A 19,518-nucleotide genomic window follows, 5' to 3' on the forward strand; every position below is an offset into this window, starting at 1 on the left:
TCTGACGCCATAAGCGCAAAATGACGCCACGATTTCTTTGCTTGGTTACTTCCCAGATGGCTGATAATAATGAATTTGATGTCGCGGATCTGCGCCGCGAATATGTCCGTGGTGGTCTACGTCGTAACAATCTAACGGCAAATCCTCTCGAATTATTTGAACGCTGGCTGAAACAGGCCTGCGAAGCGCGTCTAGCCGATCCTACCGCCATGTGTGTGGCGACGGTGGATGAAAATGGTCAACCTTATCAACGCATCGTATTGCTCAAACATTTTGATGACCAAGGTTTAGTGTTCTATACCAATTTGGGTAGCCGTAAAGCGCAACAACTGGCGCATAACCCGCAAGTCAGCCTGCTGTTCCCGTGGCACATGCTGGATCGTCAGGTCATTTTCCTCGGTAAAGCTGAACGTTTATCGACGCTGGAAGTGATGAAGTATTTCCATAGCCGGCCGAAAGATAGCCAAATCGGTGCTTGGGTATCGCAGCAATCTTCACGTATTTCGGCGCGTGGCATCTTGGAAAGTAAATTCCTCGAATTGAAACAGAAATTCCAACAGGGCGAAGTGCCATTGCCGAGTTTCTGGGGCGGTTTCCGCGTTAAATTTGACTCCGTTGAGTTCTGGCAGGGCGGCGAACACCGTTTACATGACCGTTTCCTGTATCAGCGTGAAGAAAATGACTGGAAAATTGACCGTCTGGCACCTTAAATCCCTTTAAGCGCTGGCACTGATGCGGCTGGCGCTTTATTCTATGCGCTACCTAAATTTTTGATTGTTTCGCCACTGGGCGAAAGCCGTGTACCGGCAAAGGTGCATTCGTTTATAGGGAGTCATTGATGGCAAGCAGCAACTTGATTAAACAACTGCAAGAGCGGGGCCTCATTGCCCAGGTTACGGACGAAGAAGCGTTAGCAGAGCGACTGGCGCAAGGGCCAATTGCACTGTATTGCGGTTTCGATCCCACCGCCGACAGCTTGCATTTGGGCCATCTGGTTCCTCTGTTGTGCCTGAAGCGCTTCCAACTGGCGGGACACAAACCGGTGGCATTGGTCGGTGGCGCAACGGGTATGATCGGCGATCCCAGTTTTAAAGCCGCAGAACGTAAGCTGAACACCAGCGAAACGGTTAACGAGTGGGTAGAGAAAATCCGCAAACAGGTTTCTCCGTTCCTCGATTTTGACTGTGGCAGCAACAGTGCGATTGCAGCGAACAACTACGATTGGTTTGGCAGCATGAACGTGCTGAGCTTCCTGCGTGACATCGGTAAGCATTTCTCGGTTAACCAGATGATCAACAAGGAAGCGGTGAAACAGCGTCTGAACCGTGACGATTCCGGTATCTCCTTCACTGAGTTTTCCTACAACTTGCTGCAAGGTTTCGACTTTGCCGAGCTGTACAACCGTCATCAGGTAGAGCTGCAAATTGGTGGTTCTGACCAGTGGGGTAACATCACTTCGGGTATCGACCTGACCCGCCGTATGCACCAGAAGCAAGTGTTTGGTCTGACCGTGCCTTTGATCACTAAATCTGATGGCACCAAATTCGGTAAAACCGAAGGCGGCGCAGTTTGGTTGGCACCAGAGAAAACCAGTCCGTACAAGTTCTACCAATTCTGGATCAATACCGCAGATGCTGACGTTTATCGCTTCCTGAAATTCTTCACCTTCTTGGATCTGGAAGCGATCAACGCTTTGGAAGAAGAAGATAAGAACAGCGGTACGGCACCACGAGCTCAGTACGTGCTGGCGGAAGAAGTGACCAAAATGGTTCACGGCGAAGAAGGCTTGGCGGCGGCTAAACGTATCACCGCTAGCCTGTTCTCCGGTTCTGTGACTGAAATGACCACCGCCGATTTAGCTCAACTGGCGCAAGACGGTATGCCAACTATCACGCTGGAAAATGACGCCGATCTGCAACAAGCGTTGGTGAATGCAGAACTGGTTCCATCACGTGGTCAAGCGCGCACCATGATTGGCTCTAAAGCGATCTCGGTGAACGGTGAGAAGCAGGAAAACGCCGAATACACCTTCGTGGACAGCGATCGTTTGTTCGACCGTTATACTCTGTTGCGCCGTGGTAAAAAGAACTACTGCTTGATTGAGTGGAAATAATATCGAAGAGTGGGGGCATTAAGCCCCCATTTTGATCGTCAAGCTGTTGTTGCTGAAGGTGATAGGCGTAGAATAACCGTCACCACAGTAAGGCTAATCAATAAAATGAAAAATATCCTCTCTATACAATCGCATGTTGTTTTCGGACATGCTGGCAACAGCGCGGCAGAATTTCCTATGCGTCGCATGGGTGTCAACGTCTGGCCACTGAATACCGTTCAATTTTCTAACCATACTCAATATGGCAAGTGGACTGGCTGCGTGATGCCAGCTAACCATTTGACGGAAATTGCGCAGGGCATTATCGCTATCGATCAATTACAAAAATGTGATGCCGTGCTAAGTGGCTATATCGGCTCGCCAGAGCAGGGCAATCATATTTTAGACGTGGTCCGACTAACGAAGCAGGCAAATCCCGCGGCTTGGTATTTCTGCGATCCGGTGATGGGACATCCTGAGAAGGGTTGCATCGTTGCCCCCGGTGTTGCTGAGTTTCTGTGCCAACAGGCGTTACCGTGCAGCGACGTGATCGCTCCGAATCTGCTGGAGTTAGAACAACTCAGCCAGCGTACTGTGACCAATGTAGAACAGGCCGTCAGTGCCGCGCGTGAGCTGATTGCTAAAGGGCCACGCATCGTATTGGTGAAACACCTCAGCCGTGCCGGTTACCACCCTGATTGTTTTGAAATGTTGTTGGTGACGGCTGATGAAGCCTGGCATACCAGCCGCCCGTTGATTGACTTCGGTGCGCGTCAACCCGTTGGCGTAGGCGATCTGACCAGTGGATTGCTGTTGGTCAATTTGCTTAAAGGGGAAGCGTTAGACAAGGCGTTGGAACATGTGACCGCCGCCGTCTATGAAGTGATGCTGACGACGCAAAAAATGGGCGAGTACGAGTTGCAAATCGTTGCGGCTCAAGACCGAATTGTGCAGCCTGATTGCGAATTCAAAGCGGTAAAACTGTAATGTCGTTGCCCCACTGAAAACCAGTGGGGCAAATGGCTAATTTATTTCAACCCTTCGGCTTTCATTGCTGCATCAACCGCTGGTCGTGCCTCGACCCGTTTCATATAAGTGATCAGATTAGCGTGTTTGGCTAGATCAATCTGCACTGCTGCCGTCCAACGCAACACGGTAAACAGATAAGCATCTGCTACGCTAAAACGCGCGCCCATCAAAAACTGCTGTTTTGCCAACAGCTCATCCAAATAACTGAAACGCGCATCAAGTTGCTGGCGCGCTATCACTTTGTATTCTTCTGGCGTATTAGGTCTAAACAGTGGACTGAAGCCCTTATGGACTTCTGTGGAAATGTAGTTGAGCCACTCAATGGCATGGTAACGCGGTAGAGTGCCTGCAGCCGGGATTAGATTGCGGTCAGGTACGCGATCTGCCAAGTATTGCACAATCGCCACACCTTCGGTTAGCAGACTACCATCATCGAGCAACAACGCGGGAACTTGCCCTTTCGGGTTAATCGCCAAGTAATCTTCGCCATGTTCGGTTTTCTTTTGCGCCAAATCGACAGATTCCGCAGTAAAGTCCAAACCCGCTTCACGCAACACAATGTGTGGGGATAGCGAACAGGCACCAGCTTTATAAAACAGTTTCATCGGAAGCTCCTTGATAGTGATGAACGACGGTTATACTTAACCTTTCATCCTAGTCCTAAGGCATAAAAATAACAGCAGGTTAACTGACAATATTTTGCAGATCAACGTGGTGGGCGGCTACTGATGGATGATTTCCAACTGAAGGTTTCGCCCGTGGGTTTCACACGATTGGCTTTGCGCTCGGCACGCACGGCTTTGGCTATTTTCTCTCGCGCCGCCATAATGCGTGCTACCACTTCATCTTTCACTTTGTTCTGCTCGGCGTTGGTCAAAGGGCGACCATGGCTTTTACGCGCTTTATCTAACTCGGTTTTTACTTCACGTTGCTCGCTTTCGGTCATTTCTTTCAGCGTAAGTTTTTTCATGATGACGGCCTGATGGGTGAAGTCGATCCCCAGTGTACCGGAATTGGGTGACAGAAGTTGCAATGTAATTAACGAATCAACAAAACAATCAGACAGCCATTGTAGCCTCTATTTCAATGCTGACCTCTGGTGAAAATAGGGCACTGACTTCCATCAAAGAACAAGCTGGTAATGCGCTATTAAAATAGTCAAATAACACCGTTCGTATTGCTGGCAAATCTTGAATGTCAGTAAGGAAAACACTGATTTTAATCAGCGATTTGAGACTGCTTTCTTCAGCCGCGGCAATGGCGGTCAGTTGCTCCAATATCGCTTGAGCTTGCTGTACGGTATCCTTATTTTGAGCGGCAGTAGCAAAAGCGGTTAAACCTGAGATATACAATGTATCGTTGTGGCGTACAGCATGAACATAGGGGCCACCTGGTGTCGGTAATTGCGGATAATTAATGCGTTTTAATGATGTCATGGTCGAAATTCAATCCTTTTATTAGAGAATCAATTTGACTTATTTAGGGTAACTGGCTGCACTATTGAGCAGCTACTTTATAAACGTAATCATGGTCAAAATACAATGAATCCCGTATTTACCCCCTATCTACAACGTTGGCAACTGGAACCTGATGGTCCGGCTTTTAGCACTCATAGCAGCTTATTAATGCCGGTTCGTTACCAAGGTATCGCAGCGATGCTGAAAATCGCCCGTGAGCAGGAAGAACGATTCGGTGGCTTGCTAATGTGCTGGTGGCAAGGCGAGGGTGCTGCGCAGGTGTTGGCTTGGCACGAAGACGGCATTTTGCTAGAACGTGCGCAGGGGGCGGCCTCGTTGGCACAAATGGTGCGAGAAGGCAAAGATGAACAGGCGACGACGATCTTGTGCCAAGTGGTTGAACGCCTACACCAACCACGTTCGCAACCCTTGCCAGAACTAATCCCGTTACATCAATGGTTCAATTCGTTGTGGCCAGCCGCACAGGCGCACGGTGGTATGTTGCGTTTGAGTGCTACCGTCGCCGCCGAGTTGCTGACCAGCCCACGCGAACAAAGCGTATTGCATGGGGATATTCATCACGACAACGTATTGGATTTTGCAGAACGAGGCTGGTTGGCAATCGATCCAAAGCGGCTTTATGGCGAGCGTGGTTTCGATTACGCCAATATTTTCTGCAATCCCAATTATGGCATTGCCACCGATCCAGATATTTTTCATCGACGTGTCGAACAAATCTGTGCTTTTAGTGGCATCGAACGGCAACGACTACTGCAATGGATTTTGGCTTGGGCTGGGCTTTCTGCCGCTTGGTTTATGGAAGATGGTGAGGCGGCGGATATTGATTTTCGCGTGGCGGAATTGGCAGCGCGCGCTTTAGGGGTGGCGCTACCACATGAGGACTCAGGGTTCATCTTGCCAATAATCGAGCGACGCTGAAGGGCGCTGGATCAGACGCACTTTTCCTCCGTCAGCGATGGCCTGATATTTGCCGGAATCTGGATACACGACGAATTCAGGTTGCTCACGAGTGCTAATGGAAAGGTATTTTAACGGTGCGTCTGAAGTATTGATGATCTGGTGTGGGTATTCTGGCCCCGGCGGAATAAAAATCATATCGCCGCCCTTAATCGGCAAGAGTTCATCCGCAACGCGCAAAGAGCCTTCGCCTTCTAGCACGATAAACATTTCTTCTTGCGCGTAGTGATAATGGTAAGGACAGGAGCGCTTGTCCGGCGCCACCACATCAATCGACGCACCCAATTTACTCGCAGCGGTTCCTATTGCGAGTCGTGCGCCTTCGCTGTCGTACAGCGGTGGACGTACCTCATGGTTTCTTTCGACTTGCTCGAAATTACGGATTAACCGTGCGGCAAGCTGAGTGGCTTTCTCGTTCATAGCGCCCCTATACGTTACGCTGTCACATTAAATCATCGCTTGGCTGATAATACGAGTAGCGGCAGCAATGACGTCGTTATTCATTGGTGCATCTTGTTTATCTTGACTGTAGTAGATGACAACGACTAATGGCTTTTTACCACTAGTCGGCCAGATAACGCCAATATCGTTACTGGTGCCGTAATCGCCAGTGCCAGTTTTATCGGCCACGATAGAACCTGCCGGTACACCTGCACGAATGCGCTTGTCGCCGGTAGTGTTACCCTTCATCCAATCGATCAGTTGTTGGCGCTGAGCTTGCGGCAGTGCATCGCCAATAGTCAATTTGCGCAAGCTGGTGGCCATGGCGAGTGGTGTCGTGGTATCGCGCTCATCACCGGGAATAGCGGAGTTCAGTTCAGTTTCCCAACGATCCAGACGGAATGTGGTATCGCCGATGCTTCTGGCAAAGACGGTCACCGCCTCTGGGCCACCAATTTGTTTCATTAACAGGTTAACCGCACTGTTATCACTGTACTGAATCGCGGCTGCACAAAGTTCTGCCACCGTCATCCCACTATCGATGTGCTTTTCGCTAATCGGTGAGTAAGCCACCATATCTTTTTTCGTATAGTTGATCCGCCGTTGCAGCAAACCTTCATCTTTTAGACTGTGATGCAAAATGGCACCAGCCGCCATGACTTTAAAGGTACTGCAAAATGCGAAGCGACGATCGCCATTCAATTGCAACACCTTGTTATTACTGGTATCGATGGTCGTGACACCCAAATGACCACCAGTGGATTTTTCCAACTTGGCAAGCTGTTGTTGAGCAAGTTGCAACTTATTGTCAGCGGCGAAAGCGACAAGGGGATTCAGTGCGCTAACGGCAGGAATGGCAACGGCAGCGAGAACTAATTTACGGCGTAACGGGGAAAATGACATTGGATCATCCATATCGATTGAAGTGCATTGTGTTATGAACTTATTAAATCTTTGTGCGCTGTGGTAACGATAAAATAATATGCGCGGCGACGCCACCTACAATGCCCCAGAAAGCAGCACCAACGCCTAAAAGCGTGACGCCCGAAGCCGTGATCAAAAAGGTGATGATAGCCGCATCACGCTGTTTTTCATCGTGTAATGCCCGTTGTAGGCTTCCAGCAATGGTTCCTAACAAGGCTAAACCGGCGATGGTGTGGATCAATGCCACGGGCAGGGCGCTGAACAGCAGGCCAATCGCGCCGCCAAATATGCCTGCGAGTAGATAGAAACCACCGGCTGCCGCGGCGGCAAGATAGCGCCGACGTGGATCGGCATCAACATCTGGGCCCATACAAATCGCCGCGGTAATTGCGGCGATACAAACAGAAAAACCACCAAAAGGAGCCAGTAACAGCGAAGTCAGCGCTGTCCAACTGATCAGCGGGGATGTCGGCACCTGATAACCACCGGCTTTCAACGTGGCGATGCCGGGGGCATTTTGTGAGGCCATGGTGACGACGAAGAACGGAATACCAATGCCCAGTAAGGTCGAAAGCGTAAAGTGCGGGGTGATAAACTCGGGCATGGCAAACGTCATAGGTTGTTGAGAGAACTGGATATTACCTTGCAACGCGGCAATCGCGAGCCCGGTCAACAACGTTAATACGATTGCGTAACGTGCTAAATAGCGGCGTGTCAGCAGATAGATCAGGCACATTCCGCCGCTCAACACAAAGTTCACCTGTAAGGAAGCAAAGGCATCTAATCCGAAACGCAATAAGATCCCCGCCAACATTGCGGCCGAAATGGCTTGCGGAATATAGTCCATCAGGCGAGCGAACAGCCCAGTTACACCACAAAATAAAATCAGACCCGAGGCGAAAATAAACACACCGATGGCTTCATTGATTGGTGTACCCGGCAAACTGGTGACTAATAGCGCTGCTCCAGGCGTTGACCAAGCCGTGAGGATCGGGGCGCGATAATAAAGGGAGAGCCCCAGTGAGGTGATCCCCATACCAATCCCTAATGCACTTAGCCAGCCGCCAATTTGCAGTGGGCTAGCACCTGCCGCCGCGGCCGCTTGGAAAATGATCGCCGCAGAACTGGTATAGCCGACCAAAACGGCGACAAAACCGGCGACAATGGCGGATAGGGACAAATAGCGCATGGGACCTCCTGTCAAAACATTAAGTTATAGCGCAGGACTCAATTGGAAGGTAGTCGTTTAGGCAATTTTAATAACGACAAGTAGAAGTAAAAAGCGGGTGCTTGTAAACCTTCATTTAGCCCTTTGAATTGGCAGTTTTTTGTTCTTCGAGATGCGCCGCAAATTTTCTGGCAATGGATGAAAAAAAACACCGAGGTGATAAGCCTCGGTGTTCGTTTAGTACAGTGATTGGGATTTATTTCGCGGCAATATCTTCCGCGGTATCCAATGTCATGCGATGCAGCTTCGGCGCGGTTAGCATCATCAACACGGCGATAACGGCAGTAGCAATACCAATCTGCATAAATACGTGGCTGTAGATTGCCAGTGAAGCATGAGCATCATTGATATCACTTGGCACCGCGGTCAGGCCTGCGACTTTACCGGCAATCAGTGCGGCAGCAGCGGTGGTCAGGAACCATGATCCCATGATGAAACCCATCAAGCGCTGTGGAACCAACTGTGCCACCATCGCTAAGCCCAGACCGGAAATCATCAACTCACCAATACTTTGCAGCGCGTAGCTCAGGATCAACCAGTTAACGGAAACGATACCTTGCTCATTGGCGAAGGTTGCGCCCCACGGCAGCACCAAGAAGGCACCCGAGCACAGCACCATACCGAAAGCGAACTTGTGCGGCATCGGCAGGCGATCGCCCATTTTGTTATACAGTGCGGCCAGAAGCGGGCTCGCCAGCATGATCCAGAACGGGTTCAGTGCTTGATACTGCTCAGGTTCAAACGCTACGCCCAGAATGCTGTGTTCCACGTTATGGATAGCAAAGAAGTTCAACGAGGTTGGCATTTGGCTATACAGCACGAAGAACACCACCGCTTCTAACATCAGTAAGAAGGCAACGATCATTTTACGGCGAGCAGCACCATGCAACGCGAAGGTTTCTTTAGCGAATACGATTACGATACCCAGCGAGACAATAGCTAGCGCCCAGCGAGCGATGATTTGGTTGTGCAATAACCAGCTAGAAAGCGCGATCAACGCGACCACACCGACCAGCACCATCAACAGTTTTGCGATCTGCAGTGGTTTAAAATCGGGCTTGGAACCGTATTGTTTAACCCACTTGTGGCACATCATAAAGTTGACCAAAGTGATCAACATACCCACCACGCTCAGAGAGAATGCGACGCTCCAGCCATATTTGGCGGCCAGCCACGGGGTTGCCAGCATAGAGAAGAAGGAACCGATGTTAACGGACATATAGTACATAGTGAATGCACCGTCCAAACGCGGATCGTCTTTATCATAGCAAGTTGATAGCAGGGAAGATGGGTTGGCTTTGAACAAACCACTACCGACGGCGATAGTCGCCATACCGAGGTAAACCCAGAAAATGTCGTGACCTGAATAGGCCACCATGGCGTAACCGACCGCCAGAACCAACGCACCTAGTACGATGACGCGTTTTGAACCGAGGACTTTATCCCCCAACCAGCCGCCGATGGCAACGAAGCCATACACTAAGGCGCTGAAAGAAGAGAACAAGGTAATGGAATCAGCTTCGCTCAGGCCAAGCATTTTGACCAGATAAACGGCCATGATGCCTTGCAAGCCGTAATAGCCAAAACGTTCCCAGAGTTCGATAGAGAAGATTAAGTAAAACGCTTTAGGCTGTTTGAACGCGTTTAAGCTGATGTCTTCGGGTTGTTTGTTGTTTGCTGTTGACACTGGTACCTCTAGTTTTTCACTACCCGTCATAGAGTGACAGGAATTACAGAAAGTGATGCAGAGTTGCATCCTTCTGCGTTGTTATAAGATGGGATGACGGCGGTTAATGTTCACTATCTTTGTCAATGTGGCAAGCGATTTGTCATATTCGGTTACATATAACGCTCACGATACTATGCAACTATGTTGCAAATGTTATGCAGTATTAACGTTTGATTTTTTTTAATTTCACGAACTTTTATTTCGATTAAAAGCTAATCACAACGTCAATAGTCATATGTTCTACTGAAAATGATTTTCATGGTCAATAGAAGTGGTTTTGGTTATTAATCCATTGAATTCTTGCGTCTAAAAAGAGATTTGTAAAATTATCGAAAATTAGGATTTTTGCGCTGGCGATTGTGAATGGGATGTAAACCTAAAAGCGTGATATTAACCACAAAATTTGATTAATTTGTCTTTTTTGATGACTTAAAGCGTAGTGAGGGCGCAGTAAGAATCTGCGCCAGAGAAGATTAGGCTTCGGGGTAAACCTTTTCTTTGAACTCACACAAGTCTTCAATGATGCAAGAACCGCAGCGTGGTTTGCGAGCAATGCAGGTATAGCGACCGTGTAAGATTAGCCAATGATGGCAATCTACCTTGAATTCGGTAGGAACCACTTTCAGCAACTTCTCTTCGACCAGTTCGACATTCTTACCCGGTGCGAAATGGGTGCGATTACATACCCGGAAGATATGGGTGTCGACGGCAATCGTCGGCCAGCCGAAAGCGGTATTCAATACCACATTAGCTGTTTTACGGCCGACGCCCGGCAACGCTTCTAACGCTGCGCGATCTTCTGGCACTTCACCACCATGTAGTTCGAGTAGCATGCGGCACGTTTTGATCACGTTCTCCGCTTTACTATTGAACAGACCGATGGTTTTGATGTACTCCTTCACACCGTCAACGCCCAGCGCCAGTATTGCTGCGGGGGTATTGGCGACTGGATAGAGCTTGGCGGTAGCCTTATTAACGCTGACATCGGTCGCCTGCGCAGAAAGCAACACCGATATCAGTAGCTCGAACGGCGTGGTATACATCAACTCAGTGGTTGGATGTGGGTTGTTGTCACGTAAACGGGTAAGAATTTCCTGGCGTTTTTGTTTATTCATTACGCTTTCTCTGCCTGTCCTTGCTCCAGTGTTGGCTCCGCCAACTCGGTTTTGGCTTTACGCGCCTTCATTTTTTCATCGATCACATATTTGGCGGCCAACATCAGTCCTAAACCAATAAAGGCACCCGGCGGCAGCATCGCCAGCAGGAACGGACTATCGAAGTGAACCACCTCGATACGTAAAACCTTCGCCCAACTACCGAGTAACTGGTCTGCGCCGTCGAATAGCGTGCCATTGCCGATCAATTCACGCATCGAGCCGAGAACAAACATCGCGCCAGTGGCACCCAAGCCGATAAATAGGCCGTCGATTAGCGCCAGTCCAACCGGCTTTCTGGCGGCTACGGCTTCCGCACGACCAACCACGATACAGTTGGTGACGATGAGTGGGATAAAAATCCCCAATGATTGATACAAACCGAAGGCGTAGGCGTTGATCAGCATCTGCACGATACTCACCGCCGCGGCGATGATCATCACATAAATAGGAATGCGTACTTCGCTCGGTACAAAGCGGCGTAGGGCAGAGATAGTCCCGTTGGTGATCACCAAAACCAGCGTTGTCGCCAGTCCAAGGCCCAAGGCGTTGGTGGCGGTTGAAGTCACCGCCAGCAGTGGACATAGCCCCAGCAGTTGTACCAACGCCGAGTTGTTCTTCCACAACCCTTGGACGATTAACTCTTTGGCTTCACTCATTCGCCAGCTCCACAAACAGGTAAGGTTTCAAGTTTAGGTGGCAGCGTCTCCATATACAACGCTGTGCGACGTACCGCATTGACCACCGCCCGAGGTGTGATGGTGGCACCGGTAAACTGATCGAACATACCGCCGTCTTTCTTCACGGCCCAACGCTTATCGTCGGCACCTTCGATTTTTTTACCACTGAAGAAGGTGATCCAGTTGGTAATGCGCAGCTCGATTTTATCGCCCAGCCCCGGAGTTTCGTGATGTTCTACCACACGAGTGCCAAGCACCGTGCCGTTAAAATCGGCACCAACCAACAATTTAATCGCGCCGGAATAACCATCTGGCGCGGTAGTTTCCAGTGCCGCAGCCACGGGTTGACCGTTTTTACGCGCCAGATACAAGCGATGAGGTACGTTGTTTCCTAACGCCGGATCGCTGACTAAATGACATTCGGCCTGCATATCGTTATCGTAATACTCAGGCGGTACCACCTGATCGAGTAACGCTTTTTGTTGTAAAGCGGCCTGATGGGCGATGGTTTTTTCTGTTAATGCGTTCACTACCGCAGTCATACCGGTAGTGACTGCGGCAAACACCGCCAATGTGGTGCCGTGCTTTCTCATTGATTTCAGCATCATGGCTCCTTAGCGGTGTCCGTAAACACGCGGCTGCGTGTAGTGATCAATAAGAGGGACGGTAATATTGGCGAGCAACACAGCGAAGGCCACACCATCGGGATACCCGCCGTAAACACGAATCAACCAGACCAGCACACCAATTAAGGCACCGTAGATCAATCGACCTTTTGGTGTCGTCGATGCACTGACCGGATCGGTGGCAATAAAGAACGCACCTAACATGGTGGCGCCAGAGAACAGATGGATCAGTGGTGAAGCCTGATGCGCAGGAGCGACCATCCACGCCAACGCAGAACACACCGCGATAACGGCCAACATACTGAACGGAATTTGCCAATGGATCAGTTTACGACCCAGCATGAATAAACCTCCGGCCAAGAAACCGAGGTTCACCCATTGCCAGCCAATGCCACCTAATAGACCTGCGAACATCGGTTGTTGCAGCACTTGTTCAACGGAATGGCCGCTACGCAAACCCGTTTTGAAGCCATCCAACGGGGTAGCTTGGCTGATACCGTCGATGCCCATCTGCAATTCGTGCAGTGTCGCACCTTGCGAAGTGTGACCGCTGAAAATGGCGAGCAAGACATCATGAAGCGGAACCGCAGTGGCACGCAATTCTTCCGGCGGTAACCAACTGGTCATCTGTACCGGGAAGGAAATCAGCAACACCACATAACCCACCATGGCTGGGTTGAATGGGTTTTGCCCTAGGCCGCCATAGAGTTGTTTAGCGATCACAATGGCGAACAGTGTGCCGATCACGATCATCCACCAAGGCGCCAGTGGCGGTAGACTAATGCCCAGTAATAATGCGGTGAGTAGTGCGGAGTTATCCGCCAGTCTGGCGCGTACCGGTTGTTTGCGTAGAGCCAGAATCGCCGCTTCAGATAAGAGTGCGGTAACCACCGCTAAGGCCACCTGAACTAACGTCCCATAGCCAAAAAACCACAACTGAGCAGCGATCCCAGGGATACAGGCCAGCATCACCCACAGCATAATACGGCTGGTGTTTTGTTGGTTATGGGTGAAAGGGGAGCTGGCTACCTGCAAGCTTTTGCTGGCTGTCTGTTGTACTGGCCTGAACTTCATAAAGTGACTACCCTATCTTTGTCACGTTATCAGCACGCTGAAAACGTTGTGCAATTTGGGGGGATGCGAAAATTATAGCGCAGCATTCTACCTTAATCTCAGGATGGGTAATACGTCTTAACAGTATGGATATTCAGGGCAAGCCGATAACTCGATTGCACCAGACCCGAAGCAAAGCTGCGGCTGGATACCAGTTTGAGATCAATGTCTTGGGATAACGCACCAAATAGCGGCCGTCCCGATCCGATCAACACAGGAATGGTGGTGATCACCATGTCGGCAATCAACCCATCGCGCAAGAAGGACTGCACCACTTGGCCGCCGTCGACGTAGACCCGACTCACGTTCTGCTCGGCCAGCGCCTCCATCTCGTCCTTGGGGGAGCGATCGGAAAATCGCACTCTGCCTTTCAGTGCCTCGGGAACGGGGGTATTGGCCAGTTGTTTGGACAGTACCACCACGGGGCGGTCGTAAGGCCATGGGTCGAAGGTCAATGCCTTCTCGTAGCTTCCGCGCCCCATCACGATCACGTCTTTGTCAGCGATGAAGGCTGGGTAGCCATGGTCTTCTGTCGGGTCATCGCGCTGCAACAACCAGGTGATATCACCATCGTGCCGGGCGATGAACCCGTCCAGACTGATGGCGATGAAAACATGTGCGGTGATCATTGGGATGCCTCAATATATAGGTTGTATACCTGTTATCCTTCAAGCTGCCGCTCTGTTGGCTACGCTCTCGCACCCGAATGCGCTGGAGCGACCCGCCTCGACGCATCTTGAATGATTTTGGGTATATATATTATTCTGATTTGAACATTTGAAGCAAAAACGTTTTGCGTGGTGATAAACAAACCCAGACTCATAGCTACAGCTGGAACGACGAATATCGCGGCGAACTTTGGGCACAAAATAGCTACTTTCACATAATCTATCTAGGTTATTATCGCGGCAATTATTAAGTTGGTATATGTATAATAATGACGAATGAAGACATTTTTTTTATTGAAGAGTTAATTGAGTGGGTAGAGATCAATCTGGAAAAACGCCCTAATCTAGACGAGGTTGCGCGTATTTCCGGTTACTCCAAGTGGCACTTACAGCGTAAGTTCAAGCGGATTACTGGGATCCAGCTTGCCACTTACATCCGTACACGCATTCTGACGCGTGCCGCGGTGGCGTTACGTATCACCCACCGTACCATCATTGATATTTCCGACGAACTGGGGTTCGATTCGCAACAAACCTTTACCAGAATGTTCAAACAGCGCTTTGGCACCACGCCGAATCGCTATCGTTTGATGGAAAAATGGGACGTGAAGAATCTGATGCCACGTTTCAATTTCGATGCTAAGTATGAGAAGGGCTATTACCCCGAAGTGAAACGGCTGACGATGCCGGAGATGCAACTGGTTGGTTTTGCACGTCAATTGGATTTCGATGCACTTGAGAAGATTGAACATTCCTCTTGTATGGCGATGAAAGATGAGATCTTCAATGATTTCTTCAAGGGGTTAAGCGTTGATTGTCATCGGGTTTATAGCGTTCATCAAGAGCGAGTCAGCGGTGAAGGGCTTTGCTCATCTACGCACATGATGGCCGTTGAACCGCAGCATAAGAAAGATATTCTGTCTGGACATCATCTCGATAATATTCGTATTCCAGAGCAGGAATATATTTCCATCAACTTTAACGGCTCGGCGAAAGAATGCGTGCAGTTCTTTGCTTACTTGGCGACCAATGTGATGCCTGGGCTACGTCATGAAGTGAAGGGCAGTATGGAAATGGAGATTATTGAGCCGAAAGAGTGGAAGCAAGAATCTAAAATGCGGCAAATTGAAGTCGCTTATACCTACCTGATTTCCATTAACTAATCAGTGCCTTACTTCCTGTAAGGCACCTTGTCGATTACTCTTTATCGCCCGTTGCTTGCTGTTGCGCAGCCTTTTTAGCTTTTACTCGTGCAATGGCGGCAGCAACGGCAGCTTTGCGTGGATCTTCCTCAATCACCGGTTCGACGGGGGCAACCACTTCCGCTTGTTGTGCGGCTTTTTTGGCTTTTACGCGCGCCAAAGCAGCGGCGACGGCGGCTTTACGTGGATCTTCCTCAACTGCCGATTCGACTGGCGCAACCGCTTCTGCCTGTTGTGCGGCTTTCTTGGCTTTCACACGTGCTAAGGCCGCTGCAACCGCGGCTTTACGCGGGTCATCCTCTATCGCCGTAGGTTCAGGCGTGACAGGCGAAGTGGTGACTTCTTGCTGCGCCCGACGTTCACGCGCCTGCGCTTTACGCGCTTCACGGGCAGCAATCATTGCGCTGTTGTCAGGCTCCTGACCGCTAATTACCTCAATAGGTTCTGCGTTTTTGCTGCGCACACGTGCGAGCGCGGCTTGAACCGCATCTTGATCTTTGTCGGTGAGTTTAACCGCCGATTTTTTATGGCGCTCTTCTCGCGCCAGTTTTTCACGTTCTAAACGAGCCAATTTAGCTTCGTAACGTGCTTTGGCTTCGGCAGTGCGAGCGGCTTCCTGATCCAACGCTTTGATTTCAGCCTTTTCCTGCCGGTAATACTGCACCAGTGGAATATTGCTAGGGCAGACATAGGCGCAAGCACCGCATTCAATGCAGTCAAACAGACTGTGATTGCGGGCTTTATCGTGTTCTTTACCACGACTAAACCAGTAAAGCTGTTGCGGTAACAATCCGGCTGGGCAGGCATCGACACACAATCCGCAACGAATACAGGATTGTTCTACTTCTGGCTGCGCCATCTCGTCCACGGTCGGTGCCAAAATGCAGTTACTGATTTTGACGATCGGCACGTTCAACGCGGGCAGGGTAAAGCCCATCAAAGGCCCGCCCATGACGACCATTTGTTGTGGTTGTGGTTTGAAACCCACGAATTTCAACAAATGCTGCACTGGTGTACCAATGCGCGCCCACAGATTGCCCGGTTGACTGACCGCTTCACCTGTCAACGTTACTACGCGTTCAATCAGTGGCTCACCGTCGACAATCGTTCGTTTGATGGCGAATGCAGTACCGACGTTTTGCATCAATACGCCGATGGCAGATGAGTGCTTGCCGTGTGGAACTTCTTTACCGGTCAAGATCTTAGTGAGTTGCTTAGCACCGCCAGATGGATATTTGGTTGGTACCACGCGCAGGCTAATTTCTGGGTGACGTTGTAACGCCAACTTCAATGCGGCGATCGCTTCTGGCTTATTGTCTTCTATACCAATCAGCGTCACTTTAGGTTGCAGTAAGTGACGTAAAATCTGCGTACCTTCAAGGATTTGGTCCGCATGTTCTTGCATCAAACGATCATCGGCCGTGATGTAAGGCTCACACTCGGCGGCGTTGAGGATCAGTGTTTCCACGCTGTGTTGCGCGCCACCTTGCAGTTTGCTGGCGGTGGGGAAGCCCGCACCGCCCAAACCGGCGATTCCAGCCTGATGGATACGGTTAATCAGATCTGCGCTGTCCAGTTGACGATAATCAGTCACCGGATCTAACTCACACCAGCGATCTTCACCGTCGGGTTGGATAATCACGCACAGCTCAGCTAACCCGGAAGGATGGGCAGTGATATGCGGTTTGATCGCGCTGATAATGCCTGAAGTCGGCGCATGGACTGGCAGCGTTCGGCCACGGCCGACGGTTAACGGTTGGCCTTTGAGAACCTTATCACCCGCTTTAACGCACAGTTCGCCTTCTGGCCCCAGATGTTGTTGCAGTGGAATGATAAAAATATCGGGCAGGGGAGCCACGCGTAACGGCGTGCCGCTGGATTGAGTCTTCATCTCAGGCGGATGGATGCCGCCGTCAAAGTCCCAAATCCGATCTTTTTTGAAGGCGGCGAACAGATTAAACATGTTGCTCCACTGAAATCACGTGCACCGGAATGCTGTTCATATCCCACTTCCAGTTGGCGGTAGTGGTAGCGACCGGTTTCATTTCAATACAATCGGTTGGGCACGGCGCGACGCACAGGTCACAGCCGGTACAGAGATCGGTAATTACGGTATGCATGGCGCGGGTTGCGCCGACGATGGCATCCACCGGGCAAGCCTGAATACATTTGGTGCAGCCGATACAGTTGGCTTCGTCGATAAACGCCACTTTACGCACTGGCTCGGCGACTTCTGCGCCGCCATCCAGCGGTTGGGGTTCGACGTTGAGTAATTCGGCCAGTTTCAGCATCACTTGCTCGCCACCGGGCGCGCATTTGTTAATCATCTCGCCATTGGCGACGGCTTCGGCATAAGGGCGACAACCGGGATAGCCGCATTGGCCACATTGGCTCTGTGGCAAGATCTCATCGACCTGTTCGGCGATCGGGTCTTCTTCCACTTCAAATCGACGGGCGGCAAAACCGAGCACCACGCCAAACAGCAGTCCCAGAGCGCTTAATGCCGCAATCGCAATCCACAAGGCACTCATTAGAATTTCACCAGCCCGGTAAAGCCCATAAAGGCCAGCGACATTAACCCGGCAGTGACCAAGGCAATCGAGGAGCCACGGAACGGCGCAGGCACATCGGCAACCGCCAAACGTTCACGAATAGCGGCGAACAGCACCATGACCAGCGAGAAACCGGCGGCAGCGCTAAAGCCGTACACCGCCGATTGCAGGAAGTTGTAGCCGAGGTTGACGTTCAACAACGCCACGCCTAGCACCGCACAGTTGGTGGTGATCAGCGGCAGGAAAATACCCAACAGGCGATACAGTGCCGGACTGGTTTTGCGCACCACCATTTCAGTGAATTGCACCACTACGGCGATCACTAAAATAAAGGACAGGGTACGCAGATAAACCAGATCCAACGGGATCAGGATAAAGTTGTTAATTAGCCAAGCGCTGATGGAGGCCATGGTCATCACGAAGGTGGTCGCCATGCCCATGCCGATGGCGCTCTCTAGCTTCTTGGAAACGCCCATAAACGGGCACAGGCCAAGAAACTTCACCAGAACAAAGTTATTCACCAGCACGGTGCCAACAAACAGAAGCAAGTATTCGGTCATTACAACGCCTAAAAAAATAAAAGCCGCCTATTATCGGGAATCGACAGCCTAACGACAACAGATCAATTGCAGGGGTATTATCTATTTTGGCATTTTTTGGCTAAATTTCGCACAAATCAATCATGAATTTTTATCTGTTGAAGATTATGACTCAGTAAAGGTGCCTTTTACCCGCACCGAACGGCGCATATAAGGCACTAAAAGTGCGGCCATCAACAGCGGCCAACCGAGACTGCGCACCGCGACTTCATCGGGAATGGGCGCAAAAGCAAAAGCTTTGATCGCCAACAACACGGTGATCAGTATCCAAACCAAAAACAGTTTTGGGAAACGTTGCGAACGTTTGCAGAACAGCCACAACAACCACAGCGTAAAGCACCACATGACGAGCGTCGTCACCACGGAGAAATACCACTGCAGGGTAAAGGCTTGAGCGTTGGTTATCAGGTATTCGCGGGATTCCGGCATCGCGATGGCCATACCGTACAAGAGCAACATCAGGCTGGCGCTGAGCAGGGTGACGATCAAATAGGCCATGGGTACCAGCAACCAACCACCGATGCGGGTGTATTCAGCTTGTTGTGACATACAGCTTCCTGATAAACGAGGATAGAACTATTGGTCGCATAGCTTAACGGGTTAGATTGATTTCGTCATCTCTCGTAGCACGATCAGGAACTTATCGAGTAAATTGAAGCCCTAACCGCGGTTGTGATAGCCAACGGAACGAAACCAAAAGGAGAAACTCATGATAAAAATGGTTTTTGGCGCAGGAATGGTAATGGCGCTTTCTGGGTGTAGCCAGCCCTATGAATGTCAGGTGAACGAGTGCAGCCAAGGGCAGAGGTAGATGGCTCGGCCGATCCTTCGGTGAGTTATCCGAACCAGCCATTCAAGCCTGTTGAACCATTCAAGCTCCCCTCTGCTATTCCTAAATAATCAATGGCTTACCCTACATATTCGACAAATATATTTAAGTGATGCAGAGGGCTCGCTCTCTCAGGCTGGCTGATGAACACGACGTTTTTTGAACTGTGCACTAAAGTTGGACACCAACTGATTAAGGGGCATGCCCCTGAGCCCGT

Annotated in this window: 21 protein-coding genes; 5 read left to right on the forward strand and 16 right to left on the reverse strand. The window is 50.3% G+C overall.

Annotated features, from left to right (window positions below; all coding sequences use genetic code 11):
* Positions 1–56 precede the first annotated feature (56 nt).
* From pdxH to pdxY, 3 genes are all read left to right on the forward strand, one after another.
* Positions 57–710, forward strand: a complete 654-nt coding sequence (pdxH, locus tag AC3ISQ_RS10400; protein WP_489352922.1) for a pyridoxamine 5'-phosphate oxidase — start codon at positions 57–59, stop codon at positions 708–710.
* A 128-nt stretch (positions 711–838) separates the two neighbouring features.
* Positions 839–2,113 (forward strand): tyrosine--tRNA ligase, encoded by a 1,275-nt coding sequence (gene tyrS / locus AC3ISQ_RS10405; RefSeq protein WP_489352924.1) that lies wholly within the window; start codon positions 839–841, stop codon positions 2,111–2,113.
* A gap of 105 nt (positions 2,114–2,218) precedes the next feature.
* Entirely contained in the window at positions 2,219–3,079 is an 861-nt protein-coding gene (pdxY, locus tag AC3ISQ_RS10410; protein ID WP_489352926.1) for a pyridoxal kinase PdxY, read from the forward strand.
* A gap of 41 nt (positions 3,080–3,120) precedes the next feature.
* On the opposite strand, the gene gstA is transcribed toward pdxY, so the two are convergent.
* From gstA to AC3ISQ_RS10425, 3 genes are all read right to left on the reverse strand, one after another.
* Positions 3,121–3,726, reverse strand: coding sequence for a glutathione transferase GstA (gene gstA, locus AC3ISQ_RS10415; RefSeq protein ID WP_489352928.1), 606 nt, complete (start codon positions 3,724–3,726; stop codon positions 3,121–3,123).
* A 101-nt stretch (positions 3,727–3,827) separates the two neighbouring features.
* On the reverse strand, positions 3,828–4,091 hold the full coding sequence (locus tag AC3ISQ_RS10420) for a YjbD family protein (protein ID WP_489352930.1): 264 nt from the start codon (positions 4,089–4,091) through the stop codon (positions 3,828–3,830).
* Between the two features lie 88 nt (positions 4,092–4,179).
* The gene (locus AC3ISQ_RS10425) at positions 4,180–4,557 is read right to left on the reverse strand and encodes a RidA family protein (protein ID WP_489352932.1); all 378 of its coding nucleotides are present in this window, start codon (positions 4,555–4,557) and stop codon (positions 4,180–4,182) included.
* A gap of 105 nt (positions 4,558–4,662) precedes the next feature.
* Between AC3ISQ_RS10425 and AC3ISQ_RS10430 the strand changes: the two genes are divergently transcribed.
* A complete protein-coding gene (locus AC3ISQ_RS10430; RefSeq protein WP_489352934.1) occupies positions 4,663–5,517 on the forward strand; it encodes an aminoglycoside phosphotransferase family protein in 855 nt (284 codons plus the stop codon).
* Here AC3ISQ_RS10430 and AC3ISQ_RS10435 read toward each other — a convergent pair.
* The 9 genes from AC3ISQ_RS10435 to AC3ISQ_RS10475 all read right to left on the reverse strand — a co-directional run bounded on the left by AC3ISQ_RS10435 (position 5,482) and on the right by AC3ISQ_RS10475 (position 14,080).
* Positions 5,482–5,976, reverse strand: a complete 495-nt coding sequence (locus tag AC3ISQ_RS10435) for a cupin domain-containing protein (RefSeq protein WP_489352936.1) — start codon at positions 5,974–5,976, stop codon at positions 5,482–5,484. The two genes, AC3ISQ_RS10430 and AC3ISQ_RS10435, sit on opposite strands and share 36 nt — an antisense overlap.
* Before the next feature lie 27 nt (positions 5,977–6,003).
* Complete coding sequence (gene bla / locus AC3ISQ_RS10440) at positions 6,004–6,900, reverse strand: class A beta-lactamase (RefSeq protein ID WP_489352938.1); 897 nt, start codon at positions 6,898–6,900, stop codon at positions 6,004–6,006.
* A 43-nt stretch (positions 6,901–6,943) separates the two neighbouring features.
* Positions 6,944–8,110: a benzoate/H(+) symporter BenE family transporter gene (locus AC3ISQ_RS10445; RefSeq protein WP_489352940.1), complete on the reverse strand. Its 1,167-nt coding sequence runs from the start codon at positions 8,108–8,110 to the stop codon at positions 6,944–6,946.
* A gap of 235 nt (positions 8,111–8,345) precedes the next feature.
* Complete coding sequence (gene dtpA, locus AC3ISQ_RS10450; RefSeq protein ID WP_489352942.1) at positions 8,346–9,836, reverse strand: dipeptide/tripeptide permease DtpA; 1,491 nt, start codon at positions 9,834–9,836, stop codon at positions 8,346–8,348.
* Positions 9,837–10,351: 515 nt separating this feature from the next.
* Entirely contained in the window at positions 10,352–10,993 is a 642-nt protein-coding gene (nth, locus tag AC3ISQ_RS10455; RefSeq protein WP_489352944.1) for an endonuclease III, read from the reverse strand.
* A complete protein-coding gene (locus tag AC3ISQ_RS10460) occupies positions 10,993–11,691 on the reverse strand; it encodes an electron transport complex subunit E (RefSeq protein WP_489352946.1) in 699 nt (232 codons plus the stop codon). The genes nth and AC3ISQ_RS10460 overlap by 1 nt, the downstream gene beginning before the upstream one ends.
* A complete protein-coding gene (gene rsxG / locus AC3ISQ_RS10465) occupies positions 11,688–12,317 on the reverse strand; it encodes an electron transport complex subunit RsxG (protein ID WP_489353225.1) in 630 nt (209 codons plus the stop codon). The genes AC3ISQ_RS10460 and rsxG overlap by 4 nt, the downstream gene beginning before the upstream one ends.
* A gap of 9 nt (positions 12,318–12,326) precedes the next feature.
* Positions 12,327–13,412 (reverse strand): electron transport complex subunit RsxD, encoded by a 1,086-nt coding sequence (gene rsxD / locus AC3ISQ_RS10470; protein ID WP_489352948.1) that lies wholly within the window; start codon positions 13,410–13,412, stop codon positions 12,327–12,329.
* 98 nt (positions 13,413–13,510) lie between these two features.
* Complete coding sequence (locus AC3ISQ_RS10475; RefSeq protein WP_489352950.1) at positions 13,511–14,080, reverse strand: dihydrofolate reductase family protein; 570 nt, start codon at positions 14,078–14,080, stop codon at positions 13,511–13,513.
* A 308-nt stretch (positions 14,081–14,388) separates the two neighbouring features.
* Here AC3ISQ_RS10475 and AC3ISQ_RS10480 point away from each other — a divergent pair, with 308 nt between their 5' ends.
* Positions 14,389–15,282: a helix-turn-helix domain-containing protein gene (locus AC3ISQ_RS10480; protein ID WP_489352952.1), complete on the forward strand. Its 894-nt coding sequence runs from the start codon at positions 14,389–14,391 to the stop codon at positions 15,280–15,282.
* Between the two features lie 34 nt (positions 15,283–15,316).
* Here the strand turns inward: AC3ISQ_RS10480 and rsxC are convergent, their stop codons facing one another.
* The 4 genes from rsxC to AC3ISQ_RS10500 form a co-directional block, all read right to left on the reverse strand.
* Entirely contained in the window at positions 15,317–17,284 is a 1,968-nt protein-coding gene (gene rsxC, locus AC3ISQ_RS10485) for an electron transport complex subunit RsxC (protein ID WP_489352953.1), read from the reverse strand.
* Positions 17,277–17,852, reverse strand: a complete 576-nt coding sequence (rsxB, locus tag AC3ISQ_RS10490; RefSeq protein WP_489352955.1) for an electron transport complex subunit RsxB — start codon at positions 17,850–17,852, stop codon at positions 17,277–17,279. The genes rsxC and rsxB overlap by 8 nt, the downstream gene beginning before the upstream one ends.
* Positions 17,852–18,433, reverse strand: coding sequence for an electron transport complex subunit RsxA (gene rsxA / locus AC3ISQ_RS10495; protein ID WP_489352957.1), 582 nt, complete (start codon positions 18,431–18,433; stop codon positions 17,852–17,854). Before rsxA ends, rsxB begins: the two co-directional genes overlap by 1 nt.
* 144 nt (positions 18,434–18,577) lie before the next feature.
* Positions 18,578–19,021 (reverse strand): DUF2569 domain-containing protein, encoded by a 444-nt coding sequence (locus tag AC3ISQ_RS10500; RefSeq protein WP_489352959.1) that lies wholly within the window; start codon positions 19,019–19,021, stop codon positions 18,578–18,580.
* Positions 19,022–19,518 lie beyond the last annotated feature (497 nt).

Source organism: Serratia sp. KH_031 (genome assembly GCF_057839655.1).